The organism is Pseudomonas sp. R4-84 (assembly GCF_054130985.1).
In genome coordinates, this window is record NZ_CP096390.1 from 5,284,556 (window position 1) to 5,308,328 (window position 23,773).

Below are 23,773 nucleotides of genomic sequence, written 5' to 3' on the forward strand. Positions count from 1 at the left end.
GAAAAAAGGCTTAACCGGATGCGCATTCTCATCACCGGCGGTGCCGGCTTCATCGGCTCGGCTCTCATACGGCATTTGATTCTTGATACCGAGCACCAGGTCCTGAACCTCGACAAGCTGACCTACGCTGGCAACCTGGAGTCGCTGAGCAGCATTGATCACGACAGCCGCTACGAATTCGTGCAGGCGGACATCGTCGATCAAGCAACGATCAGCGCGGTGCTGGCGCGGTTCAAACCTGACGCAATCATGCACCTGGCCGCCGAATCCCATGTGGACCGCTCCATCGACGGTCCGGCGGACTTCATCCAGACCAACATCGTCGGCACCTATAGCTTGCTCGAAGCAACCCGTGCCTATTGGCAGGCCCTGGCCGAACCGCAGAAACGGGCGTTTCGTTTCCACCATATTTCCACCGACGAAGTGTATGGCGACCTGCACGGCGTCGATGACCTGTTCACCGAAACCACCGCCTACGCCCCCAGCTCGCCTTACTCAGCCAGCAAGGCAGCGTCCGATCACCTGGTCCGGGCCTGGCAGCGCACCTACGGCTTGCCCGTGCTGCTGACCAACTGCTCGAACAACTACGGGCCGTTCCACTTCCCCGAGAAGCTGATCCCGCTGGTCATCCTCAATGCGCTGGCGGGCAAGCCGTTGCCTGTCTATGGCGACGGCCAGCAAGTGCGCGACTGGCTCTACGTCGAAGACCACGCCCGGGCGCTGCTCAAAGTCGTGACGGAAGGTGTAGTCGGCGAGACTTACAACATTGGTGGCCATAATGAGCAGAAGAACATCGATGTCGTGCGCAACATCTGTGCGCTGCTCGAAGAACTCGCGCCCCACAAACCCGAGGGCGTCGAGCGCTATGCGGACCTGATTACCTTCGTCAAGGATCGTCCCGGGCATGACCTGCGCTACGCTATCGACGCCGGCAAGATCGAACGGGAGCTGGGCTGGACCCCTCGGGAAACCTTCGAGACCGGGCTGCGCAAGACCGTGCAGTGGTATCTGGAGAACCTGCTGTGGTGCCGGCGCGTGCAGGATGGCAGCTATCAAGGCGAGCGCCTCGGCTCGCTCGAAAACAAGGATACGATTGCATGATGAAAGGCATTGTTCTGGCCGGCGGTTCCGGCACGCGGCTGCATCCGATCACCCTCGGGGTTTCCAAGCAGTTGTTGCCGGTTTACGACAAGCCGATGATCTATTACCCGATCTCGGTACTGATGCTCGCCGGCATCAAGGAAATCCTGATCATCTCCACACCGCAGGACCTGCCCCAATATCGAAATCTGCTGGGCGATGGCGCCCAGTTCGGCGTCCATTTCAGCTACGCCGAGCAGCCGACCCCCGACGGTCTGGCCCAGGCTTTCCTGATTGGCGAGCAGTTCATTGGCAATGATCCGGTCTGCCTGATCCTGGGTGACAACATTTTTCATGGCCAACATTTCGGCGAGCAATTGCAGACCGCCGTCAACCGCCCACGCGGTGCGACGGTGTTCGGTTATTGGGTCAAGGATCCCGAGCGTTTCGGCGTGATCGACTTCGATCCCGAAGGACGCGCCGTCTCCATCGAAGAAAAACCCGCCGCCCCCAAGTCCAGCTATGCGGTGACCGGCCTGTATTTCTACGACAACGACGTCATACAGATCGCCAAAGCCATCAAGCCGTCCAAACGAGGCGAACTGGAGATTACCGACGTCAACAATGCCTATCTGCAACGAGGGGACTTGCATGTCGAGCGCTTTGGCCGCGGCTTTGCCTGGCTGGACACCGGCACCCATGACAGCCTGCTGGAAGCCTCGCAATACGTTCAGACCATTGAGCATCGCCAAGGCCTGAAGGTCGCATGCCTGGAAGAAATCGCCTATCAACAGGGCTGGGTCAGCCGCGAGCACGTATTGGAGCGTGCCAGTTACTTCGGCAAGACCGGCTACGGCCAATACCTGTTCAAGATTGCCGGAGAAACACGTTGAATGTCATCGCCTCGCGACTGCCGGAAGTCTTGATCCTCGAGCCGAAGGTCTTCGGCGATGATCGCGGCTTCTTCTATGAAAGTTTCAATGCCCAGGCATTCACCGAAGCCACGGGGCGCACGGTGCAGTTCGTCCAGGACAACCATTCGCGCTCGGCCAAGGGCGTGCTGCGCGGCCTGCATTATCAGATCGAACAAACCCAGGGAAAACTCGTGCGCGTCACCGCCGGCGAGGTACTCGACGTTGCGGTGGACATTCGCCGCAGCTCGCCGACATTCGGCCAGTGGGCCAGCGTACGCCTGTCGGGACAGAACCATCGGCAGCTGTGGATTCCCCCTGGATTTGCCCACGGTTTTGTCGTACTGAGCGACTCGGCGGACTTTCTCTACAAGACCACCGATTACTATGCCCCGTCAGCCGAGCGCTGCATTCGCTGGGACGACCCCGATCTGGCGATTGACTGGGAGTTGCCAGGCGCACCGATCCTGTCGCCCAAGGACCAGGCCGGCAAGGCCCTGCATGAGGCCGATCTGTTCCCATGAGTACTTCCTCGCGCATCTTGATCATCGGCCGGAACGGCCAGGTCTCCCAAGCCCTTCAAAAGCGCCTGGCCGGCATCGGCGAACTGACGGTGCTGGGCAGCAGCCAGCTCGACATGGCCCGACCCGATCACCTGCGCGCGCCTATCGAGGCGGCGCGGCCCGACCTGATCATCAACGCCGCCGCCCATACGGCGGTCGACCAGGCCGAGAGCGAGGCGCAGCGGGCCTTCGCCATCAATGCCATCGCACCGGGCGTGCTCGCCCAGGCGGCGCTCGAACTGGGCGTGCCGCTGATTCACTACTCCACCGATTATGTCTTCGACGGTCGCAAGCACACCCCCTACACCGAGGACGACGCGCCCAACCCGCTGAGTGTCTACGGTCGCAGCAAGCTGGCGGGCGAAGAGGCCATCCGCCAGGCGGGCGGAGAGCATCTGATCCTGCGCACCAGTTGGGTGTATTCCAACGCGGGACGCAATTTCCTGTTGACCATGCAGCGCCTGCTGCAGGAAAAGCCCCATCTGCGCGTCGTCTCGGACCAGATCGGCGCACCGACCTGGGCGGGGACGATCGCCGAGAGCACCGCGAAGCTGATCGAGCGCTGGCAAGCTGGGCAACGCGGCGCCTGGGGCACCTATCACTTGACAGCCCAGGGCCAGACATCCTGGTTCGGATTCGCCCAAGCCATCGGTGAACATCTGGTCAAGCAGCACAAATCCTGCGCCGTGCTTGAAGCCATCGCATCGAGCGAATACCCGACCCCGGCGCCGCGTCCGTTGAACTCGCGCCTGGACTGCACCCGGCTGGCCAGAGAGTGGGGCGTGAGCCAACCAGACTGGCGAAGCGCGTTGCAGCAGTGCCTTGCCGGGCAAGCCTAGGCATAATGCGCCTGTAACCCCAGGCGCAGACTCCCATGACCTCCACCCTCCCCCGCAGACCTCGTTGGCGCAGCCTGGCGTTGCTCGCGCTGTGCCTGGCACCGTTGCTGTGGCCGCTTGAGCATCTGGCCGAGCGTTACTACCGTAGCGAACTGGCCGGGCAGAACAGACAGACACTCGACCTCTACGTCGCCAACCTGCTGGGGACGTTGCACCGCTACGAAGTACTGCCCCAGATACTCGGCGAGCTGCCGGCCCTGCGCGCGGCCTTGTCGACGCCGGACGATGGCGTCACCCAGGGCAATGCCAACCGGTTATTGAAAAACATCAGCGCCCAGACCGGCGCCGAGGTCATGTACCTGATGGACGCCACGGGCAAGACCCTGGCGGCGTCTAATTGGGATAAGCACGACAGCTTCGTCGGTCGCAATTTCGCCTTTCGCCCTTATTACATCGAGGCCATGGCCGGGCGCCTGGGACGTTTCTTCGGCCTGGGCACCACATCGGGCAAACGCGGTTATTTCTTCGCTGCCGCCGTGCATGATCGCGAAAAAGTCATCGGCGTATTGGTGGTCAAGGTGGACCTGGACCACACCGAAAGCCTATGGGGCAAAACGCCCGAACAGCTCTTGGTGACCGACCACAACGGCGTGGTCATTCTCACCTCGCGCCAGGAATGGCGTTTCCGCTCGACGCGGCCCCTGAGCGATCCGGAAAGCAAGGCGATCAGCGCGATACAACCCTACCCTACTCGTGACCCCAAGCCGCTCAACCTGGACCCCAATGCCTGGCTGACCCAGACCCAGGCCATCGAAGAAACCGGCTGGAATGTGAGCATCCTGGCCCCGCGCACCCTGATTGACCGCCCGGTGCGCACGGTGGTCGTCATCGGCGGCGCGGCATTGCTGGTCTTGATGCTGTTGCTCGGGTTGATGATGCAGCGCAGGCGCCACTACCTGGAAAGAATCGCCTTCGAGGCCAAGGCCCGTCATGAATTGGAGGGCCGCGTCGCGGAACGCACCAGCGACCTGGAGGGCCTCAACCGTCGTCTCAAGCAAGAGGTGCTGGAACGCGAGCACGCCCAGCAGGAATTGGTCCGTGCCCAGGATGATTTGGTGCAGGCCGGCAAGTTGTCGGCGCTCGGCACCATGTCGGCCAGCATCAGCCATGAACTCAACCAACCGTTGGCGGCGATCAGAAGTTATGCCGAAAACGCCGAAATACTGCTCGATCACCAACGCACCGACGACGCCCGTGGCAACCTCAAGCTGATCAACGAACTGACCGGGCGCATGGCGTCGATCATCGCTCACCTGCGCGCCTTCGCGCGCCGCGACCGCCACGCCCCGGAAAGCGTCGCGCTGCAACCGGCGCTGGACGATGCCCTTGCCTTGCTCGCCAAACGTCGGCGCAGCATGGAAGTGGAGTTGATCCGTGACCTGCCCGCCGCCACCTTGTGGGTCGAGGCCGGTGAAACACGCCTGCGCCAGGTGCTGGGCAACCTGCTGGCCAACGCCCTGGATGCCCTGACTGAAAAAGGTCCGCCGCGTAGACTCTGGCTCAGTGCCCAGGCGACCGAAACCGGCGTCAACCTGTACATCCGCGATAACGGCCCGGGTTTCTGCATGGAAGCCCTCGGCCGCGCCGGCGAGCCGTTCTATACCACCAAGACTCGCACCCAGGGCCTTGGCCTGGGGCTGGCAATCTGCGACACCCTGATGCGCGCCTTCGGCGGCGAATTGTTGTTCGCCAACCACAAGGAAGGCGGCGCCCTCATTACCCTGAAGCTGCGGGCGGGTGCGCCCGGGGTGAGCCTGCAACCGTCCGAGGACCGTAGTGTATGACCATCGAAAACCAGATTGAGGTGGTGCTGATCGACGACGATCCCCACCTGCGTCAGGCCCTGAGCCAGACCCTCGACCTGGCTGGGCTGAAAATCCTGCCACTGGGCGAGGCCAACGGCCTGGCCGGGCAACTGCCGAGGGATTGGCCAGGCGTGGTGGTCAGCGATATCCGCATGCCCGGCATGGACGGCCTGGAACTGCTGGGCCAACTGCACGCCCAGGACCCGGACCTGCCAGTGCTGCTGATTACCGGCCATGGCGATGTACCGCTGGCCGTGCAGGCAATGCGCGCCGGGGCCTACGACTTTCTCGAAAAACCCTTTGCCAGCGATCATCTGCTCGATAGTGTGCGTCGGGCCCTGGCTTTGCGGCGCCTGGTCCTGGATAACCGCAGCCTGCGCCTGGCCCTCAGCGATCGCCATGAACTCAGCGCCCGGCTGGTAGGACAATCGTCGCCCATGTTGCGCCTGCGCGAGCAGATCGGTGCCTTGGCAGCGACGCGCGCCGACGTGTTGATCCTGGGTGAAACCGGCGCCGGCAAGGAAGTGGTCGCCCGCGCGCTGCACGATCTCTCGAGTCGACGCAACGGGCCGTTCGTGGCGATCAACGCCGGCGCTTTGGCCGAGTCGGTGGTTGAAAGCGAACTGTTCGGCCACGAACCCGGCGCCTTCACCGGCGCGCAGAAGCGCCGTATCGGCAAATTCGAATTCGCCAATGGCGGCACGTTGTTTCTCGATGAAATCGAAAGCATGAGCCTGGACGTGCAGGTCAAATTGCTTCGCCTGCTGCAAGAGCGGGTGGTGGAACGACTGGGTGGCAATCAGCAGATTCCCCTGGACATCCGTATCGTCGCCGCCACCAAGGAAGACCTGCGCCAGGCCGCCGATCAAGGCCGCTTTCGCGCCGACTTGTATTACCGGCTGAATGTCGCGCCGCTGCGCATACCGCCGTTGCGCGAGCGCGGTGAGGACGTGCTGATGCTGTTCCAGCATTTTGCCGATGAGGCCAGCGCCCGTCATGGCCTGCCGCCCCACGAACTGCTACCGGCCCACCGGGCGCTGTTGTTGCGCCATGACTGGCCGGGCAACGTACGCGAATTGCAGAACGCCGCCGAGCGTTTCGCCCTGGGCCTGGAGCTGGCCCTGGATAACAGCGCGCCGGAAGGCCAGCCAGGCGCCCCGGTGCAAACCGTCAGCGGCGGTTTGAGCGAGCAGGTTGAGAACTTCGAAAAAACCCTCATAGCCGCCGAGCTGGCACGGCCTCACAGTTCAGTGCGCAGCCTTGCCGAAGCGTTGGGCATTCCACGCAAAACCCTGCACGACAAGCTGCGCAAGCATGGACTGGCCTTCGGCGACAATAGCCCAGGCCAGGCCGACGATTCCGATTGAGTCCTGCCACCCACCGTTAGAAGAGGGCCCGCATGAACCGCGACAGCCATTATCTGGAAACGATCCTGCACCGGGACATCCCATTGACCCGGGACATGGGCCTGAAGGTGCTCCAATGGCAGGCCCGCCAGCTGCGTCTGTTCCTGCCGCTCGAGGCCAACGTCAACCACAAGAGCACCATGTTCGGGGGGAGCCTGTATTGCGGCGCGGTGCTGGGTGGCTGGGGCTGGTTGCACCTGGCCTTGCGCGAGGAGGGAGTCGAAGACGGACACATCGTGATCCAGGAAGGGCAGATCAGCTATCCGCTGCCCGTGACCCGAGACGCAACCGTCATTTGCGACGCGCCCGATGAAAAGACCTGGAAACGTTTCGTGGCGACTTACAAGCGGTACGGGCGGGCACGGCTGGCATTACAAACGCGGGTGTTGAACGTCGACAGCGAGAATGTGGCGGTGCAATTCGAAGGGCAATACGTTTTGCACCGCTGATCGTCGTTGATTCACGTGGCGAGGGAGCTTGCTCTCACAAAAGCATCCGGCCAGAAATCAGCCTTGGTTCAAGAGCGGGCAAGCTCCAACAGCTTCCCACGCCACGCCGCTTTCGCCGGCAGCGCCAGGAACGAAGCATTCAACAGCGACTCGCGCGGTGGATAGCGGAACGGTTCGCCGCTCAGGTCCAGCACCTCGCCGCCCGCTCCTTCGAGTACGCCCTGGGCGGCGGCGGTGTCCCACTGAGACGTTGGCGCCAAACGGGGGTAACAATCGGCGGCGCCTTCAGCCAACAGGCAGAATTTCAGCGAACTGCCGATGTTGGTCAGTTGCAAGGCGCCGAGGCTCTCACTCAAGCCGGCCAACAGGCGCTCCTGCTCCGCACTGGTGTGGCGCCGGCTGGCGACCACGGTAAAAGCGTCTCCAGGCGCCAGCGCGTTACGCACCGTGATCGGCGAAGGCTCGACGCCTTTCTCGCCACGCCAGGCCCCCAGCCCCACGCCACCGACGTAGAAACGGCCATTGGTGGGCATCGAGACCACGCCGAACACCACCCGACCGTCTTCGATCAAGGCGATATTGACAGTGAACTCCTCACTCCCCGAAATGAATTCCTTAGTTCCATCCAGCGGGTCCACCAGCCACCAGCGTTTCCAGGTAGCGCGGACGCTTTGCGCGATATCGGCGTCCTCCTCGGAGAGGATCGGAATATCCGGCGCCAGCGCGGTCAATCCAGCGACGATGACATCGTGGGCGGCCATGTCCGCGGCGGTCACCGGCGATTCATCCGCCTTGTGCTCAACTTCCACATCGGCGCGCCAGAACGGCAGGATTGCCGCGCCGGCCCGAAGCGCCAGTTCGATCACCGGGACCATCAGCGGGTGAGGAAAATTCATGGCAGGTAGGCTCCACGCTGGGTCAGCAGGTCGCGGGCCAGATACAACGCCGCCAGCGCCCGTCCCTCGGTGAATTGGGGATTCTGTGCAAGGGCCGAGAGCTCGCCCAGGTTGATCTTGTCCACTCGCATCGGCTCGGGTTCGTCGCCCTCCAGCCGCTCTTCATACAGGTCGGTCGCCAGCACCACTTGGATCTTCTGGCTCATGTAGCCAGGCGACAACGACAGCTCCGTCAGGTGTTCCAGCTGACGCGCGCCAAAACCGGCCTCTTCCTTGAGCTCGCGCTCGGCCGCCGCCAGCACGTCTTCGCCCGGCTCGACCAAACCCTTGGGCAATGACCACTCATAAGCGTCGGTACCGCCACAATACTCTTCCACCAGCACGGCATGGTCGGCGTCGAGCATCGCAACAATCATCACCGCGCCGTAGCCAGGGCTCTTGGCCGCCAAACGCTCGTAAGTGCGCTCCACACCATTGGAAAAACGCAGCTTCATTTCTTCCACGCAAAACAGGCGGCTGGTGGCGACGATCCGTCGGTCGAGTATGGTGGGTTTCTGGCGCATAAACGGCTCCCTGGGCGATAGCGGGCTACTATACCCGGCCTATTCTGATTGTTTGTGTCGGATATCCGATTACCGCTGGAGAAGTTTTTATGGCCTCGTTGCCTTGGCACGCGATCGACACGGTCCTGCTGGACATGGACGGCACCCTGCTGGACCTGCATTACGACAACCATTTCTGGCTGGAACACCTGCCTCAGCGCTACGCCGAACTGCATGGCGTCAGCCGCGCGATGGCCGAGATGGAGCTGCAACCGCTGTTCGAGCGCAACGCCGGCCAGTTGCAGTGGTACTGCCTGGACTTCTGGAGCGCGGAGCTGAGGCTGCCGGTGCGCGAATTGAAACTGGAAACCGCCCACCTGATCGCCCTGCGCCCCGATGCCGATACGTTCCTGGCAGCGATCCAAAGGGCCGGCAAACGCGTCGTGATGATCACTAACGCCCATCGAGACTCGCTGTCGCTGAAGCTGGAGCGTATCGAGCTCGCCCCGTATTTCGAGCGTTTGATCAGCTCTCACGATTACGGTTTCCCGAAGGAGAACCCGCAGTTCTGGGATGCCTTGCAAGCCGACCTGGACTTCGACCCCGCTCGCAGCCTGTTCATTGACGATACCTTGCCAGTCTTGCGCAGCGCCCGTGATTTTGGCATCGCGCATCTGCTGGCGGTCAGCGAACCGGACAGCCGCAAGGGGCCGAAGGATACCGGGGAATTCGAAGCGGTCGGGGATTATCGGGATTTGATTGCCGGGCTTTGAACTGCGCTGCCTTCATCGCGAGCAAGCTCGCTCCCACAATGGTTTCGCCGCGAACCAAAGCCTCTGTGGGAGCGAGCTTGCTCGCGATGAAGGCGCCGCAAATGCGGCAGTCTATTCCGGAATACGCAGCACCTGCCCCGGATAGATTTTGTCTGGGTGCGAAAGCATCGGCTTGTTGGCTTCAAAGATCTTGTTGTACTTGTTGGCGTCACCGTACTCGGCCTTGGATATGGCGCTGAGCGTGTCACCCTTCTTCACGGTTACGAAACGTGCGGCCTGCGCTACCGGCCCAGTCACGGTGATCTGATCGTCGACACTGCCGACACCTTGGATATTGCCCACAGCCAGCAGGACCTTTTCTTTTTCCTCCTGGCTCGAGACTTCACCGGTCACGATGACTTTGTCACCTTCAACGGTCGCTTGGATATTGGGGTTGCCCAGCCCGACGTTTCTGATGTGCTCCTTCAATTGCTCACCGGCATTGGCATTACCGGGGGTCAGGAGATCGATAAGTTTCTCACCCGCCTCCTTCACAAAACTAAAAAGACTCATGGCGCTTGCTCCTTGGAATTGAATGTCCAGACGCAAAGCCTAGACCAAGCCCACCGAGCCCGCCTTCCAACCGACCAATGACCCCAACACGCCCAAAGCGCTAGAATCCCAATCTTCCCGCGCCAAGGAGTGAAGATGGACATCAAGCAGCTGAAATTTCTCATCGCGCTCGACGAAACCCGCCACTTCGGCCAGGCTGCCGCCCGTTGTCACATCACCCAACCCACCCTGTCGATGCGTTTGCGCAGCCTGGAAGAAGAGCTGGGCCTTCCGTTGGTCAACCGCGGCCAGCGTTTCGAGGGTTTTACCGCGCCAGGCGAACGGGTGCTGGCTTGGGCACGCACAGTGCTGGCGGCCTATGACGGGCTTCAGGCCGAAGCGGCGGCCTGCCGTGGCAACCTGGTGGGTACGCTGCGCCTGGGCGTGGTGCCGCTGTCGGATTTCGACCCGCTGTCGATGATGCAACGCCTGCACACCGAGCACCCGAGCCTGCGCTTCGAATTATCGTCCTTGAGTTCGGAGCGCATCCTCGAACAATTGGCGAACAACCGCATCGACCTGGGCATTTCCTACATGGAACGCCTGGATAACGAGCGCTTCGAATCCTTGCCCTTCAGCCACACCCGCATGGGCCTGATGTACGACCAGCGGTTTTTCTTTTTTGGCGAAGAACCGCTGAGATGGGAATCACTGGTTGAACTGCCCCTGGGCATGCTCACCAGCGGCATGCATTTTCGCCAATCCATCGATCACGCGTTCCATAGCCGAGGCCTTGCACCTCAACCGTTGCTGCAAACCGACGCCGTGCATCAATTGCTGCAAGCGGTGCATGGCGGATTGTGCTGCGCGGTGGTCCCATTGGACAGCGGACTGAACGTCATGACCGAGGACTTGCGCATCCAGCCCATCGAAAACGCCCAAACCCTTGTTCCGCTTGGGCTGATCATGCGTCGCGGGGCTCCGCGCTCGGCGTTGGCGGAGGCTTGTTTCGCCCTTTACCAGAAATCAATAACCTTTCCTTGATCGACGTCATCTATTGAAAGATCAGTAATAGCGATTAGACGTGGCAGATTGCCGCATTTAGTCTTAGCACTATTCCTACTTTCAGTGATGCCCATGAACGACAAGCCTCAGGCCTGTCCAGTGCCTGACGTGGAACCTTCCACGCCAGCCGCCAGCCAGAGCTATCGCTACTGCAACCTGGAGCACTTCGAATCGGCCAGCGCCGCGCTGGCCGAGGAAGTGGCGTTGGCCATTGCCTATAACGGCATCAGCCAAGCGGTGATGCTGGTCACGCCAACCGATCTCGAGGATTTTATCGTCGGGTTCAGCCTGGGCAGCGGCATCATCGAGGATCCAGCGGACATTTACGACTTGCAACTGAGCGGCGCCGGTTCGGCCCAATATGCCCAGGTCACCATCGCCAATCGCGCCTTCTGGAATCTCAAGGAGCAACGTCGCCAAATGGCCGGCACCAGTGGCTGCGGGCTCTGTGGCGTGGAAGCCGTGGAACAGGCGCTGCCCGACCTCAAGTCGCTGCCCGGGGCACCCTTGCCACCAGCGCAATGGCTCGATGGCCTGCGTCAACGCATCAGCCAGTTCCAGCCCCTGGGCCAGCACTGTGGCGCCGTCCATGCGGCATTGTTCATGAACGCCAACGGCGAGTTGCTGATGGGCCGCGAAGACATTGGCCGGCACAACGCTCTCGATAAATTGATCGGCGCGTTGATCCGTCAGCAAATTCCGGTGGCTGGTGGCGTGGCAATCGTCACCAGCCGTTGCAGCCTCGAATTGATCCAGAAAGTACTGCGCGCCGGCATCCAGACGTTGGTCAGCCTGTCGTCGCCCACGGGCCTTGCCGTGCAATGGGCCCGCCAACACAACCTCAACCTCATCCACCTGCCGCAAAAAAGTGCGCCGCGGGTCTACAGCCCTGCGATGGAGAAACAAGCGTGAGCAATTATCAACAAGCCAACCAGAAACCCGCACCGCGCTACAAACCCTACAAGGGCCCAGCCGGTGGTTGGGGCGCGCTGATCAGCGTTGCCCAGGCCTGGCTGACCAGCGATAACGCGCTGAAAAACATCCGCATGATGCTCAAGACCAACCAGAACGGCGGCTTCGATTGCCCTGGCTGCGCCTGGGGTGATTCGCCGGAAAGCGGCATGGTGAAGTTCTGTGAGAACGGCGCCAAGGCGGTGAACTGGGAAGCGACCAAACGTCGCGTCGACGCCGCTTTTTTTGCCAAGCACAGCGTCACGTCATTGCTCGAGCAGAGTGACTACTGGCTTGAATACCAGGGGCGCCTGACGGAGCCGATGCAATACGACGCGCAAACCGACCGCTACAAGCCCATCAGCTGGGATGCGGCATTTGCGTTGATCGGCAAGCATCTGCAGGGACTGTCCAACCCGAACGAGGCCGAGTTCTACACCTCGGGCCGGGCCAGCAACGAGGCAGCCTATCTGTATCAATTGTTCGTGCGCGCGTACGGCACCAACAATTTCCCCGATTGTTCGAACATGTGCCATGAGGCCAGCGGTGTAGCCCTGTCCCAGAGTGTGGGTGTCGGCAAAGGCACGGTGACATTTGACGACTTCGAGCATGCCGACGCGATCTTCGTCTGGGGCCAGAACCCCGGCACCAACCACCCACGGATGCTCGAACCGCTGCGCGAAGCCGTGAAGCGCGGCGCCCAGGTCGTATGCATCAACCCGCTGAAAGAGCGTGGCCTGGAGCGCTTCCAGCATCCGCAACACCCGCTGGAAATGCTTACCAACGGTGATAAACCCACCAATACCGCGTATTTCCGTCCAGCCCTGGGCGGAGACATGGCCGTGCTGCGCGGCATGGCGAAGTTCCTGCTGCAATGGGAGCGTGAAGCACAGAACAGCGGCGGCCCCGCAGTATTCGACCATGGGTTCCTCAACGAACACAGCGTCGATGTCCTGGAATACCTGGCGGTCGTCGACGACACCCCATGGGAACAAATCGCCGAACAATCAGGCCTGACCCTGGCCGAGATCGAGCAGGCCGCGCGCATGTACGCCAAAGCCAGCAACGTGATCATGTGCTGGGCGATGGGCATTACCCAGCACCGCCATTCCGTCGCGACCATCCAGGAAATCGCCAACCTGATGATGCTGCGTGGCAACATCGGCAAGCCAGGCGCGGGGCTTTGCCCGGTGCGAGGGCACAGTAATGTGCAGGGCGACCGGACCATGGGCATCAACGAGCGTCCGCCCGTTGCGTTCCTCGACGCGCTGGAGCGGCGTTTCCAGTTCAAGGTGCCGCGTGAAAACGGCCATAACGTAGTCGAGGCGATCCACGCCATGGCCGAGGGCCGGGCCAAGGTATTCATCGCCCTGGGCGGCAACTTCGCCCAGGCTACTCCCGATAGCCACCGCACCTTCCAGGCCCTGCGCAATTGTGACCTGACCGTACAGATCAGCACCAAGCTCAACCGCAGTCATCTGGCCCACGGGAAAGATGCGTTGATCCTGCCGTGCCTCGGTCGCACCGACATCGACCTGCAAGCCGAAGGCTCCCAGGCCGTGACCGTGGAAGACTCGTTCAGCATGGTCCACGCCTCCAATGGCCAATTGCAGCCGTTGTCGAACCAGATGCGTTCGGAGCCGTGGATCATCGCCGGCATCGCTGCCGCCACGCTGGGCAGCCGTCCGGTGGATTGGAACTGGCTCGTGGCCGATTACAGCCGCATCCGCGACCTGATCGCCGAGACCATCCCCGGCTTCAAGGACTTCAACCAGAAACTCAAGAATCCCGGTGGTTTCTATCTGGGCAACAGTGCCGGTGCCCGTCGCTGGAACACACCGTCGGGCCGCGCCAACTTCAAGCCCAACCGATTGCCGACCGACCTGCTCCACGAGCGGACCCGAGCCACAGGGCAATTGCCGGACCTGATCCTGCAGTCCATGCGCTCCCACGACCAGTACAACACCACCATCTACGGCCTCGATGACCGCTATCGCGGTGTGAAAGGCCAGCGTGACGTATTGTTCGTCAACGAAGCGGACATCATCCGACTGGGCTTCAAACCCGGGCAAAAGGCCGACATCGTCTCGCTGTGGGACGACGGACGCGAGCGGCGGGTCAAAGGGTTTACCTTGCTGGCCTTCGACATCCCGGCCGGACAGGCCGCCGCCTACTACCCGGAAGTGAACCCGCTGGTGCCCTTGGAAAGTACCGGTGACGGCAGCCACACCCCGACCTCGAAGTTCGTGGCGATCCGTCTGGAAGCGGCGAGCGAGAACGGGCTGATCATGGCCAAGTCGGCTTGAGTCAATCCTGGCGTTGAATTGGCCTTGCCGGGCACTTTCAGACGCCCATGAAAAAGGCCGTTTTCCAATGAAAACGGCCTGTCTGAAGTAGCTAAAGACCGGCAAAATCTACTTAAGTTCCGCTATGAAAACAGTAACTTAGCGAATTGTGCACAAGTCGTGTTACTCGTCGGATTTCGATTGTAACCAAGCGAAGCCAGCCTCAGGATCGCGCCGTCATCCCTTTGAGGCTCCTCTATGAAGTTCTCCTCCATTCTCTTGTTGTCCCTTAGCCTGGTCAGTGGCGTCGCGTCTGCCGGCGGTACCGCCGAAGCAGGTGTAGGCGGCGCATTGGGCGGGGTTTTGGGTTCGGTCGTCGGCCAGTCCCTGGGCGGCAACACCGGCTCCACTATCGGCGCGGCCCTGGGCGGCGCGGGCGGTAGCGCAGTCGGCGCAGACAAACATAGCCGCGGCGAAGCGGCAATCGGCGGCGCACTGGGTGCAGCCGGCGGTAACGTGGTCGGCCGCAGCGTGGGCGGCTCCACGGGCAGCCTGATCGGTGCCGCAGCGGGCGGTGGCGCCGGTGGCGCACTGGGTAACTACATGGGCAAGGACGACGATGACGACCGTTACGAAGGTCGCCGTAGCGATCGCCGCTACTACCGCGATGGCCACCGGGGCCGCGGTCATGCCTACGGGCATCGCAAGCACAAGCACAAACATCGCTATCACGACGATTGACGGCCGGCTTGACCCGTACCGTTAGATGATCGCAGCCTTCGGGAGACTGACCGGAGGCTGCGATTTTTCGTTTCAGGGTACCAACCGTTCCAATGCCTCGCGTAGCCGACCCGGGATCGGCACTGGCTGATTCGACATCCGGTCCACGAACACATGCACGAAGCGCCCCGCCGCGCAGGCCTCCTGCTCGTTCTCCTTGAACACCGCCAGCTCGTATTGCACCGAACTGTTGCCCAGCTTGGCGACCCGCAGGCCGATCTCGATCCGGTCCGGAAATGCGACCGATGCAAAATAGTCGCAGGCTGAACTCACCACGAAACCCACTACTTCGCCGTCATGGATATCCAGTCCACCGGCCTCGATCAGGTAGGTATTCACCGCCGTATCGAAAAAGCTGTAGTAGGTGACGTTATTGACGTGACCGTACACATCGTTGTCGTGCCAGCGCGTAGTCACCGGCTGGAAATGAAAGTACTCGGTGCGCTGGGGCATCTCTTGTCCTTGGTTGTGCACTGTTGTGGGGAAGACAGGCTGTCGGTTATCGCTGCGAGAAACCCTTGCCTTGCGCGGCCAACTCTCCGATCAGGCGAGCAGGCTTCCATTGATCCCCCTGCTTCGTCTCAAGGTCCACCAAGCGTGCATGGATGTCCGCAAGGCCTTGCTGATCAGCCCAGGCCATCGGGCCGCCCTTATCAGCCGGGAAGCCATAGCCGTTGAGATACACCAGGTCGATATCATGGGACGACTCGGCAATGCCTTCCTGGAGAATCTTCGCACCTTCGTTGACCAGCGCCAGCAAGCAGCGTTCGAGGATCTCATCGGCGTCGATGTCACGCCGCTGGAAACCCAGGTCCTCGCTGACTCGCTGCACCAGCGCATCGACTTCTACATCGTGTTCAGCCTGCCGGCTGCCCGGCTCATAGTGGTAATAACCGTTGCCACTTTTCTGGCCGAACCGACCCAACTCGCACAGGCGGTTGTCCACCTGCACCTCGGGGGCATCCTGCCCTTGGCCCGCCAGCTCCCGCGCGCGCCACTCCAGATCGATACCGACCACGTCGTACATGCGAAACGGCCCCATGGCGAAACCAAAGCCCTGCAGCGCCGCATCCACCTGATGGGGGAACGCACCCTCCAACAACATCTTGCGCGCCTCCAGCACATAGGGATGAAGCATTCGGTTGCCGATGAAGCCGTGACAATTGCCCGACACCACGCTCACCTTGCCCATGCGCTTGCCCAGCGCCAGGGCAGCGTCCAGCACAGCCTTGGACGTTTGTGCGCCGCGCACGATCTCCAACAACTTCATGATGTGCGCCGGGCTGAAGAAGTGCAGGCCCAGCACTTGCGTTGGCCGACGCGTGGCGGCGGCAATGGCATCGATATCCAGCGCCGAGGTGTTACTTGCCAGGATTGCCTCGGGCTTGAGCATGCCGTCCAGCTCGCGAAATATTTTCTGCTTGAGTTCGAGGTTCTCGTAGACCGCTTCAATGACCAGGTCCACGTTGCGGATCGCCGCGTAGTCCTGCGCCCGCGCAATACGGGCGATCCTGGCGTCGGCTTCGCTTTGTTCGAGTCGGCCCTGGCGTACGTTATGGGCGTAGGTATCGGCCACCGTGGCCAGCGCCTGCTCCAGCATTTGTGGATTGTTATCGACCCACTGCACCGTAACGCCAGCGTTGGCCAGGCACATCACGATGCCCCGCCCCATGGTGCCTGCGCCGACCACGGCGGCGCGCTGGATATCGAAGGATGTCTGGCTCATGTTTGCTCTCTTGTTGGCGATCCAAAGACTGCTTCACCTTAGTCAGCCATCGACATTTTTTGAAATTTATTCGTGTGATGGAGGGCATTCAGCGGATGGATGGAGCTCACAGTTGTTGGTCTGCTCGCCTGTGATGTGATTGAACTCGCCCGTGTTCTCCACGCACCGGATGATACCGCTCGGGAGTGTTACCGCTTTGCCACGACGCGATACAAATCCAGGCGTTTTGATGTCTCGTCTCCAGTCATTTGACGCGTTAAGGTGCGCCGTCGATCCATGAATCAGCAGATCAGACCAGCAAAAGGCAGGATGCCCTTTGCACATTAACCAAGGAGAAAATCATGTTGAAGAAACTGACGTTACCTACCGTCCTGATCACAAGCCTCTTGCTAGGCGCGTGCATGAGGCTGCCCGAAGTGCCACCAATGCTTGCTGGAGTGGAGATGCCAATTGTAGTTCCCGCGGCCTCGTTACCTTACGCTCACCACTCATCTCGATAATCAAAAGAGACTTGATAGTCATACAGCGTCAGATTTAGAACATGTTCAAAATGGGGCTGTAATATCTCAGCCCATTTGTCATCTACATTAAATCCACCCACGTTAATGTTGTTTTCTACAGGCACCCCCAGCTCAACAAGCACCCACGAATCGTCGCCAAAATCCTGTGAATATTCGCGCCCTTCGCCTAGCTCGGTTTCTTTGTCATACCAACTAAGTTTTAGCTTTAGACCCATTTTTTCCTCACAAATATTTTTTAATATTACGATTCGGTTTCGGACGATCTAGTTGCTCGCCCGTTAAATAGTCAAACGAACCTAGATGGCTTCCATCACTAGCACGGTATGCCTCCAACTCACCGTGCATGAAATCCCACTCATAAATAGTTCTTTTTTTGGAATCGGTCCACCGTTCGCGAAAACCGCCCCCACCTTGACGAGGGGTCTTTTGTTTGGCGATCTTCAAGTCAGCAAATCCAGTAATCTCCTCTGTCTTTGGTGCCCGATGGTAATCATGCCCTGCCTCCGGCAACCCTTTGCGCCGAACACTCAAAACTATATATAACGGCGAAACCCCAGACCCCACCGGAAACACAAGAATGAAATCCTTGTATTCCGGGGGATAAATCGGATTGACGATAATGCTGTCCGCCATCGGTGTCGGCGGGAAGATCCAGATACGCGGCGCCTGTGGCGCAGCCTCCAAAGCTGGGATGCCCAACGTCGCGCAAGGGTCCACTGCCGGCGTCCAGATCAACTCGACCCCATCGCCAAAATCTGCCACTTGCTGCTCGCCACGCGCCTGGAATGTCACCACCGGGATCATCTCCCAGTCGCGTCTTGACTGGGTGTTGTAGCCATACCCTTTAAGCGTCCCGTCGGCCTGGGTTTCGACATGTAGGCGAACCCGGCTGCGCGCTTTTTCAAGGGACCTTAGTTGCTCTTCGGTGTACAGCGAACCATCGCCCAGGTTCGAGGGCATCAGCAGCCCCACCAACCCCACCAGCGCGCCGGCCGCCACGGGTGCCGTGACCGTCGCGCCAGCGCCAAGGGAGGCCAAAGCGGTCCCACCCAGTGCGAGCGTGCCAAAACTCGCCGGTAACGCTCCGCTGATGGTCTTCAGCGGTACGCAGCCTGACGCGTCAACCTCCCGACCGCCCAACAATTTGAACGCACCATAGGCGCTCAGCAGTTCCGTCGGGATGTAACCGGTTGGATTGTGATAGTCGATGATTGCATCGGGCAGTTCGCAGGATTTGGCGAACACACAGCCCTTGATGCTCGGTGCATCCCTCTGGCTTGTCTGGCCCAGCCGCTGGCTCATGTATTCCTCTTGCCGAGCGAGCATGTCCTCGTGGGCTTTAAAATCGGCGTCTCTTTTTGCCAGCTCGCCCGGGGTCATGTCCCGCAGGACTCTGTAGCGCCTTTCGCCACCGCGGTACTCCCAGACCTGAGGGATATCGCTTTTACCTTTCGCCATGCTTCGTCCTTGCTCGGTCAGCGCCCGTTCAATACAAGCGGCGCGGCGAACCTTACCGAGTAAGCAAGGAAGTGATCACCAGACGGTTCCGAGACTGACGTGAGACTTTTCTTTTTGTTGGGATACGATTTCGCCCTCTACTTTCCAGGGATAAACAGGCGCGGGAAGAAAAATAGTCACCCACAAAAAAGCCGCCCTTAAAGGGCGGCTTTCTCATGTATCGGCAAGCCTTACAGCTGTGGACCTGCCGCCTTGATCGCATCGCTCACTTCGAACTTCTTGAAGTTTTCGATGAACAGACCGGCCAATGCCTTGGCCGCTTCGTCGTAGGCAGCCTTGTCGGCCCAGGTGTTGCGTGGGTTCAACAGGCCAGTCTCGACGCCTGGGACGGCCAGCGGCACGTCCAGGTTGATGATGTCCAGGTGTTCGGTTTCAGCACCGATCAGCGCGCCGCTCTGGATCGCTGCGATCACCGCACGGGTGGTCGGGATGTTGAAGCGCTTGCCGACGCCGTAGCCGCCGCCGGTCCAGCCGGTGTTGACCAGGTAGACCTTGGAGCCGAAACCACGGATGCGCTTGATCAGCAGCTCAGCGTATTCACCGGCTGGACGCGGGAAGAACGGCGCGCCGAAGCAGGTGGAGAAAGTCGACTTGATGCCGCTGCCCGAACCCATTTCGGTCGAGCCCACCAGTGCGGTGTAGCCGGACAGGAAGTGGTAGGCGGCTTGTTCTTCGCTGAGGATCGACACAGGTGGCAGTACGCCGGTCAGGTCGCAGGTCAGGAAGATCACGGCGTTTGGCTCGCCACCGAGGTTTTTCGGTGCGCGTTTTTCGATCAGCTCACGCGGGTAGGCGGCGCGGCTGTTCTGGGTCAGGCTGTCGTCGGCATAGTCGGCTTTCTTGGTGACCGGGTCCAGGACCACGTTTTCCAGTACGGCGCCGTGCTGGATGGCTTTCCAGATGACCGGCTCGTTCTTCTCGGACAGGTCGATGCACTTGGCATAGCAACCGCCTTCGATGTTGAAGACCACGCCCACGCCCCAACCGTGCTCGTCGTCACCGATCAGGTAGCGGCTTTCATCGGCGGACAGGGTGGTCTTGCCAGTGCCCGACAGGCCGAAGAACAGGGTCACGTCGCCCTCTTCGCCCATGTTCGCGGCGCAGTGCATCGGCAGCACGTCGGCGGCCGGCAGCAGGAAGTTCTGTACGGAGAACAGGGCTTTCTTCATCTCGCCGGCGTAGCGCATGCCAGCAATCAGCACTTTCTTGGCCGCGAAGTTGATGATCACGGTACCGTCGGAGTTGGTGCCGTCGCGCTCAGGCTCGCAGACGAAGTTCGGCGCGTTGAGGATCTGCCATTCGTCCTTGCCGCCGGCGTTGTATTGCTCGGGGTTGATGAACAGGCAGCGGCCGAACAGGTTGTGCCAGGCAGTCTCGGTGGTCATCTTGACCGGCAGGTAGTGCGCAGGATCGGAACCTACATGCACGTGGGAGACAAAACGCTCGCGCTCGCCCAGGTAGGCTGCGACGCGGTTCCACAAGGCATCGAACTTGTCAGCCGGGAACTTGCGGTTGATCGGGCCCCAGGCAATGGCGTGCTGGGTGGTTGGCTCTTCCACAATGAAACGGTCCACTGGCGAACGACCGGTACGATGACCGGTACGTACAACCAGCGCGCCAGTATCGGCAAGCTCGCCTTCACCGCGATTCAGGGCTTCTTTAACCAGATCATCGACACTCAGATCGGTGTACACGGCGTTATTGGCTTGCGTCATGAGATTCCCCGTCGGCCCGTGGCCGAGTGCTCCAAACGTTTTGTAGTAGGAAGTCGCGCACTACTACCCGAAAAAAGTGGGCCGGATTATGCCAGAAAAGCCCAAAAAGAGTAGGGCCCTCCCGTCAGTACGGCGTAAATCCGGCGTTTGCCAGGAGATTTACCTGCGCTGAACCGATTTAGTGACGAGTATCTGACGGTGTGTCGACACCCGCACCGGCGAACAATTGGGCGATGTCCGCGGCATCGAACAGGTAGCGCTCATTGCAAAACTGGCAATCGATTTCGATGGCGCCGCCATGCTCGATCACCAATTGCTGCGCATCTTCCAGACCCAGACTGACCAACGCATTGCCGGAACGTTCACGGGAGCAACTGCATTTGAAGCGTAACGGCTGGCCTTCGAACAGGCGAACCTGTTCTTCGTGATAGAGGCGATGCAGGATGGTTTCGTTGTCCAGGCCCAGCAGCTCATCGGCGCTCAAGGTGCTGGCGAGAGCGGTGACGTGTTGCCAGCTGGCATCACGTTCTTCCGAATCACGAATGCGGTCGGCCGGCAATTGCTGCAACAGCAGGCCGCGGGCACGCCGCCCGTCGGCGTACAGCCAGAAGCGTGTGTTGGTCTGCTGGGACATGACGAAGTAGTTGGTGAAGCACTCGGCCAGCGTTGCGCCGTCGAGATCGACAATGCCTTGGTAGCGCTTGCCATGGCTCGGGTCGACCGTCAGGGCCAAAACGCCATTGGGCATCAGGTCGGAGAGTGTCGCGTCGGGGGCGATCTGCTCGGCGTGATAACGGGCCAGGCCTCGGATCTCACGCTCGCTCGAACACTCGATCATCAACAATGGCACCGGGCCTTCGGAGCGGGCCTGGAGAATCAACAAGCCATCGAATTTCAAGGTACCCACCAGCAGCGCCGCGGCGGCCATCAACTCGCCGAGCAACTGCGCGACCGGCTCCGGATAGGGGTGCTTGGCGAGGACTTCGGCGTAGCTACGCTCCAACGCTACCAGCTCGCCACGGGCGTCGCTGTCATCGAAGATGAAACGTTGGGTGTAGTCGGTATCCGGTAAATCAGTCATAGGAGTCTGGTTCTGAGGTGATGGCAATGGATGGCTGGCATTTTATGGGCATTCAGGATGGGTTCCAAGCAAGCCATGATTTTGCTTTGTGGGAAGACTGAGCATCTATCTGCATGTGCAGCGCTGTTGTGGCGAGGGAGCTTGCTCCCGCTCGGTTGCGTAGCGACCGCAAGATTCTGGGGCCGCTACGCAGCCCAGCGGGAGCAAGCTCCCTCGCCAGGTTACCGGTGTGCCGATGCTTTACTCGCTGTTGCTGCCATGGAACTTGAACAGGTCTCGCCGTTGTTTCTTGCTGGGCTTGCCATCGGTGCTCACACCCAGGGCACCGGCCTTGCGTTGGGCGGCTGCCGCTTCGCGCTTGGCGACGCTGGCTTCGGTCTCGCGGTATAGCGTTTGAGCCTGCGGCGCGCCGCGACGCACGATGGACAAAGCTTCGACGACCACCGTTTTTTCGTCGAAGCCTGTTCGAATGACGTATTCATCACCGATACGTGGCTCTTTGCCAGGCTTGCATCGTTCGCCCCGGTGATGGACCTTGCCGCTTTCAATGGCAGCCTTGGCCAAGGCACGGGTTTTATAGAATCGTGCCGCCCACAACCATTTATCGAGACGGACCTTGTCATCCTCTTCGCTTTTTTGTGCCACTTGGATTCCTCTTTCTAACCTATGGCTGGAACTGTACTACCGTTTTTGTCGGGCGCACGAATCCGTCCCGACGGATAGAATGCCCGCCGAACCGCCTGTCCGCATGGCATGCGTCGGCATCGGTTACACATGCAAACAAGTACGTAGATAACTGTCGTCATTTTGTGATTATTCTGCGTGAATACCGCGATTCGCGGGGCCCGCAATCCGATGCGCCAATTTCAGGTTGTTTTTATTGAAGACTTTCGACCATCTGACCGTTGTCGGTCTGCGCGAGTGGGTGGCGCTCCCTGATCTGGGAGTCGCCGGGCTACGGGCAAAAATCGACACCGGCGCCAGCACCTCGAGCCTGCACGCCACCGACATCGAGCCATTCGAGCGTGACGGCGAAAAATGGGTGCGCTTCACCGCGCACCTCGGCACCGTCGTGCAACTGCGCCATCGCCGCTGCGAAGCACCCTTGGTGGCGCGCAAGACCATCAAGAGCTCCAACGGCCACGCCCAGGTCCGCTATGTGATCAGCACCACGCTGGCGTTGGGCGATCGGTTCTGGCGGGTCGAATTCACCCTCGCCTGCCGCAAATCCATGCGTTATCGCCTGTTGCTGGGTTCCAAGGCCTTGATCGACGGCCAGTTGGTGGTCAATCCAGGCATCAAATACGTTCAAGACAAGCCGGCATTCCCGGTATCCACTACCTCTGCCACAGGTGTTGCATGAAGATCGCTGTGCTGTCGCGAAACCCGCGTCTGTATTCCACCCGCCGCCTGGTCGAGGCCGGGACCGAGCGTGGCCATGAAATGGTGGTGATCGATACCCTGCGCGCCTACATGAACATTGCCAGCCACAAACCGCAAATCCATTACCGCGGCAAGCCGCTGGAAGGCTTCGATGCGGTGATCCCGCGTATCGGCGCGTCGGTGACCTTCTACGGTTGCGCGGTATTGCGCCAGTTCGAAATGATGGGGGTGTATCCCCTCAATGAGTCCGTTGCGATTGCCCGCTCGCGAGACAAGCTGCGCTCGCTCCAACTGCTGTCTCGGCGTGGCATCGGCTTGCCCGTGACCGGCTTCGCCCACTCTCCAGATGACATTCCCGACCTGATCGCCATGGTCAATGGCGCGCCTCTGGTTATCAAGGTATTGGAGGGCACCCAGGGCATTGGCGTGGTGCTGTGCGAAACCGCAACGGCGGCGGAGTCGGTGATCGAAGCATTCATGGGCCTGAAGCAGAACATCATGGTCCAGGAATACATCAAGGAAGCCGGGGGCGCGGACATTCGTTGCTTCGTGGTCGGCGACAAAGTAATCGCGTCGATGAAGCGCCAGGCCAAGCCAGGGGAGTTTCGCTCCAACCTGCATCGCGGCGGCAGCGCAAGCCTGATCAAGATCACGCCGGAAGAGCGCATGACCGCCCTGCGGGCAGCCAAGGTCATGGGGCTGGCGGTGGCTGGCGTGGACATCCTGCGCTCCAATCACGGACCGCTGGTGATGGAAGTCAACTCCTCGCCAGGCCTGGAAGGCATCGAGACCACCACCAGCAAGAACGTGGCAGGGATCATCATCGAGCACTTGGAAAAGAATGGCGGGCCGAACATGACCCGGACCAAGGGCAAGGGGTAATCCATTTATAA

Annotated in this window: 24 protein-coding genes; 14 read left to right on the forward strand and 10 right to left on the reverse strand. The window is 60.6% G+C overall.

Annotated elements, in window-relative coordinates:
* The first annotated feature begins 18 nt into the window (after positions 1–18).
* The 7 genes from rfbB to M1D68_RS23950 are packed head-to-tail and all read left to right on the forward strand — an operon-like array spanning position 19 to position 7,113.
* Positions 19–1,101: a dTDP-glucose 4,6-dehydratase gene (gene rfbB / locus M1D68_RS23920; RefSeq protein WP_434561178.1), complete on the forward strand. Its 1,083-nt coding sequence runs from the start codon at positions 19–21 to the stop codon at positions 1,099–1,101.
* Positions 1,098–1,973 (forward strand): glucose-1-phosphate thymidylyltransferase RfbA, encoded by an 876-nt coding sequence (rfbA, locus tag M1D68_RS23925; protein WP_420766412.1) that lies wholly within the window; start codon positions 1,098–1,100, stop codon positions 1,971–1,973. The genes rfbB and rfbA overlap by 4 nt, the downstream gene beginning before the upstream one ends.
* Positions 1,970–2,515, forward strand: coding sequence for a dTDP-4-dehydrorhamnose 3,5-epimerase (gene rfbC, locus M1D68_RS23930; protein WP_434649260.1), 546 nt, complete (start codon positions 1,970–1,972; stop codon positions 2,513–2,515). The genes rfbA and rfbC overlap by 4 nt, the downstream gene beginning before the upstream one ends.
* Positions 2,512–3,393, forward strand: a complete 882-nt coding sequence (gene rfbD, locus M1D68_RS23935; RefSeq protein WP_457968613.1) for a dTDP-4-dehydrorhamnose reductase — start codon at positions 2,512–2,514, stop codon at positions 3,391–3,393. The genes rfbC and rfbD overlap by 4 nt, the downstream gene beginning before the upstream one ends.
* A 35-nt stretch (positions 3,394–3,428) precedes the next feature.
* Positions 3,429–5,237 (forward strand): sensor histidine kinase, encoded by a 1,809-nt coding sequence (locus M1D68_RS23940; RefSeq protein WP_420766415.1) that lies wholly within the window; start codon positions 3,429–3,431, stop codon positions 5,235–5,237.
* A complete protein-coding gene (locus tag M1D68_RS23945; RefSeq protein WP_420766416.1) occupies positions 5,234–6,625 on the forward strand; it encodes a sigma-54-dependent transcriptional regulator in 1,392 nt (463 codons plus the stop codon). The genes M1D68_RS23940 and M1D68_RS23945 overlap by 4 nt, the downstream gene beginning before the upstream one ends.
* A 32-nt stretch (positions 6,626–6,657) precedes the next feature.
* Positions 6,658–7,113, forward strand: a complete 456-nt coding sequence (locus M1D68_RS23950; RefSeq protein WP_434561184.1) for a thioesterase domain-containing protein — start codon at positions 6,658–6,660, stop codon at positions 7,111–7,113.
* Between the two features lie 68 nt (positions 7,114–7,181).
* Here the strand turns inward: M1D68_RS23950 and cysQ are convergent, their stop codons facing one another.
* Together cysQ and nudE are read right to left on the reverse strand one after the other, a co-directional pair.
* A complete protein-coding gene (gene cysQ, locus M1D68_RS23955; RefSeq protein ID WP_457968615.1) occupies positions 7,182–8,009 on the reverse strand; it encodes a 3'(2'),5'-bisphosphate nucleotidase CysQ in 828 nt (275 codons plus the stop codon).
* A complete protein-coding gene (gene nudE, locus M1D68_RS23960) occupies positions 8,006–8,572 on the reverse strand; it encodes an ADP compounds hydrolase NudE (protein WP_434561188.1) in 567 nt (188 codons plus the stop codon). The genes cysQ and nudE overlap by 4 nt, the downstream gene beginning before the upstream one ends.
* A gap of 89 nt (positions 8,573–8,661) precedes the next feature.
* Here nudE and yrfG point away from each other — a divergent pair, with 89 nt between their 5' ends.
* Positions 8,662–9,324: a GMP/IMP nucleotidase gene (gene yrfG / locus M1D68_RS23965; RefSeq protein ID WP_457968617.1), complete on the forward strand. Its 663-nt coding sequence runs from the start codon at positions 8,662–8,664 to the stop codon at positions 9,322–9,324.
* 111 nt (positions 9,325–9,435) lie between these two features.
* Here the strand turns inward: yrfG and lysM are convergent, their stop codons facing one another.
* A complete protein-coding gene (lysM, locus tag M1D68_RS23970; RefSeq protein ID WP_457968619.1) occupies positions 9,436–9,876 on the reverse strand; it encodes a peptidoglycan-binding protein LysM in 441 nt (146 codons plus the stop codon).
* 135 nt (positions 9,877–10,011) lie between these two features.
* Here lysM and M1D68_RS23975 point away from each other — a divergent pair, with 135 nt between their 5' ends.
* The 4 genes from M1D68_RS23975 (at position 10,012) to M1D68_RS23990 (ending at position 14,897) form a co-directional block, all read left to right on the forward strand.
* On the forward strand, positions 10,012–10,899 hold the full coding sequence (locus tag M1D68_RS23975; protein ID WP_457968621.1) for a LysR family transcriptional regulator: 888 nt from the start codon (positions 10,012–10,014) through the stop codon (positions 10,897–10,899).
* A gap of 93 nt (positions 10,900–10,992) precedes the next feature.
* On the forward strand, positions 10,993–11,832 hold the full coding sequence (fdhD, locus tag M1D68_RS23980) for a formate dehydrogenase accessory sulfurtransferase FdhD (protein ID WP_420766423.1): 840 nt from the start codon (positions 10,993–10,995) through the stop codon (positions 11,830–11,832).
* Complete coding sequence (locus tag M1D68_RS23985) at positions 11,829–14,177, forward strand: FdhF/YdeP family oxidoreductase (protein WP_434561194.1); 2,349 nt, start codon at positions 11,829–11,831, stop codon at positions 14,175–14,177. The genes fdhD and M1D68_RS23985 overlap by 4 nt, the downstream gene beginning before the upstream one ends.
* A 237-nt stretch (positions 14,178–14,414) precedes the next feature.
* Entirely contained in the window at positions 14,415–14,897 is a 483-nt protein-coding gene (locus M1D68_RS23990) for a glycine zipper domain-containing protein (protein ID WP_434561196.1), read from the forward strand.
* Between the two features lie 72 nt (positions 14,898–14,969).
* On the opposite strand, the gene M1D68_RS23995 is transcribed toward M1D68_RS23990, so the two are convergent.
* From M1D68_RS23995 to M1D68_RS24025, 7 genes are all read right to left on the reverse strand, one after another.
* Positions 14,970–15,389 carry an acyl-CoA thioesterase gene (locus M1D68_RS23995; RefSeq protein WP_420766426.1) on the reverse strand — a complete coding sequence of 140 codons (420 nt, stop codon included), beginning with the start codon at positions 15,387–15,389 and terminating at the stop codon, positions 14,970–14,972.
* 46 nt (positions 15,390–15,435) lie between these two features.
* Positions 15,436–16,662, reverse strand: coding sequence for a 3-hydroxyacyl-CoA dehydrogenase (locus M1D68_RS24000; RefSeq protein WP_434561198.1), 1,227 nt, complete (start codon positions 16,660–16,662; stop codon positions 15,436–15,438).
* Positions 16,663–17,143: 481 nt separating this feature from the next.
* Entirely contained in the window at positions 17,144–17,398 is a 255-nt protein-coding gene (locus M1D68_RS24005) for a colicin E3-like toxin immunity protein (protein WP_445571019.1), read from the reverse strand.
* 7 nt (positions 17,399–17,405) lie between these two features.
* On the reverse strand, positions 17,406–18,641 hold the full coding sequence (locus tag M1D68_RS24010) for a colicin E3/pyocin S6 family cytotoxin (RefSeq protein ID WP_457968624.1): 1,236 nt from the start codon (positions 18,639–18,641) through the stop codon (positions 17,406–17,408).
* Between the two features lie 230 nt (positions 18,642–18,871).
* Positions 18,872–20,416 (reverse strand): phosphoenolpyruvate carboxykinase, encoded by a 1,545-nt coding sequence (locus M1D68_RS24015; protein WP_420766430.1) that lies wholly within the window; start codon positions 20,414–20,416, stop codon positions 18,872–18,874.
* 178 nt (positions 20,417–20,594) lie between these two features.
* Positions 20,595–21,497 (reverse strand): Hsp33 family molecular chaperone HslO, encoded by a 903-nt coding sequence (gene hslO, locus M1D68_RS24020; RefSeq protein ID WP_420766431.1) that lies wholly within the window; start codon positions 21,495–21,497, stop codon positions 20,595–20,597.
* Positions 21,498–21,737: 240 nt separating this feature from the next.
* Positions 21,738–22,142, reverse strand: a complete 405-nt coding sequence (locus M1D68_RS24025; protein WP_420766432.1) for an RNA-binding S4 domain-containing protein — start codon at positions 22,140–22,142, stop codon at positions 21,738–21,740.
* 235 nt (positions 22,143–22,377) lie between these two features.
* Here M1D68_RS24025 and rimB point away from each other — a divergent pair, with 235 nt between their 5' ends.
* Together rimB and rimK are read left to right on the forward strand one after the other, a co-directional pair.
* Positions 22,378–22,860: a retropepsin-like aspartic endopeptidase RimB gene (gene rimB / locus M1D68_RS24030; RefSeq protein WP_039592641.1), complete on the forward strand. Its 483-nt coding sequence runs from the start codon at positions 22,378–22,380 to the stop codon at positions 22,858–22,860.
* Positions 22,857–23,762: a 30S ribosomal protein S6--L-glutamate ligase gene (rimK, locus tag M1D68_RS24035; protein ID WP_215003541.1), complete on the forward strand. Its 906-nt coding sequence runs from the start codon at positions 22,857–22,859 to the stop codon at positions 23,760–23,762. Before rimB ends, rimK begins: the two co-directional genes overlap by 4 nt.
* The last annotated feature ends 11 nt before the right edge of the window (positions 23,763–23,773 follow it).

Excerpts from the sequence above, each read along its gene's own strand:
- rfbB (WP_434561178.1), top strand. The coding sequence starts at position 19 with ATGCGCATTCTCATCACCGGCGGTGCCGGCTTCATCGGCTCGGCTCTC.
- rfbA (WP_420766412.1), top strand. The coding sequence starts at position 1,098 with ATGATGAAAGGCATTGTTCTGGCCGGCGGTTCCGGCACGCGGCTGCAT.
- rfbD (WP_457968613.1), top strand. The coding sequence starts at position 2,512 with ATGAGTACTTCCTCGCGCATCTTGATCATCGGCCGGAACGGCCAGGTC.
- M1D68_RS23940 (WP_420766415.1), top strand. The coding sequence starts at position 3,429 with ATGACCTCCACCCTCCCCCGCAGACCTCGTTGGCGCAGCCTGGCGTTG.
- M1D68_RS23945 (WP_420766416.1), top strand. The coding sequence starts at position 5,234 with ATGACCATCGAAAACCAGATTGAGGTGGTGCTGATCGACGACGATCCC.
- M1D68_RS23950 (WP_434561184.1), top strand. The coding sequence starts at position 6,658 with ATGAACCGCGACAGCCATTATCTGGAAACGATCCTGCACCGGGACATC.
- cysQ (WP_457968615.1), bottom strand. The coding sequence starts at position 8,009 with ATGAATTTTCCTCACCCGCTGATGGTCCCGGTGATCGAACTGGCGCTT.
- nudE (WP_434561188.1), bottom strand. The coding sequence starts at position 8,572 with ATGCGCCAGAAACCCACCATACTCGACCGACGGATCGTCGCCACCAGC.
- yrfG (WP_457968617.1), top strand. The coding sequence starts at position 8,662 with ATGGCCTCGTTGCCTTGGCACGCGATCGACACGGTCCTGCTGGACATG.
- lysM (WP_457968619.1), bottom strand. The coding sequence starts at position 9,876 with ATGAGTCTTTTTAGTTTTGTGAAGGAGGCGGGTGAGAAACTTATCGAT.
- M1D68_RS23975 (WP_457968621.1), top strand. The coding sequence starts at position 10,012 with ATGGACATCAAGCAGCTGAAATTTCTCATCGCGCTCGACGAAACCCGC.
- fdhD (WP_420766423.1), top strand. The coding sequence starts at position 10,993 with ATGAACGACAAGCCTCAGGCCTGTCCAGTGCCTGACGTGGAACCTTCC.
- M1D68_RS23990 (WP_434561196.1), top strand. The coding sequence starts at position 14,415 with ATGAAGTTCTCCTCCATTCTCTTGTTGTCCCTTAGCCTGGTCAGTGGC.
- M1D68_RS23995 (WP_420766426.1), bottom strand. The coding sequence starts at position 15,389 with ATGCCCCAGCGCACCGAGTACTTTCATTTCCAGCCGGTGACTACGCGC.
- M1D68_RS24000 (WP_434561198.1), bottom strand. The coding sequence starts at position 16,662 with ATGAGCCAGACATCCTTCGATATCCAGCGCGCCGCCGTGGTCGGCGCA.
- M1D68_RS24005 (WP_445571019.1), bottom strand. The coding sequence starts at position 17,398 with ATGGGTCTAAAGCTAAAACTTAGTTGGTATGACAAAGAAACCGAGCTA.
- M1D68_RS24010 (WP_457968624.1), bottom strand. The coding sequence starts at position 18,641 with ATGGCGAAAGGTAAAAGCGATATCCCTCAGGTCTGGGAGTACCGCGGT.
- M1D68_RS24015 (WP_420766430.1), bottom strand. The coding sequence starts at position 20,416 with ATGACGCAAGCCAATAACGCCGTGTACACCGATCTGAGTGTCGATGAT.
- hslO (WP_420766431.1), bottom strand. The coding sequence starts at position 21,497 with ATGACTGATTTACCGGATACCGACTACACCCAACGTTTCATCTTCGAT.
- rimK (WP_215003541.1), top strand. The coding sequence starts at position 22,857 with ATGAAGATCGCTGTGCTGTCGCGAAACCCGCGTCTGTATTCCACCCGC.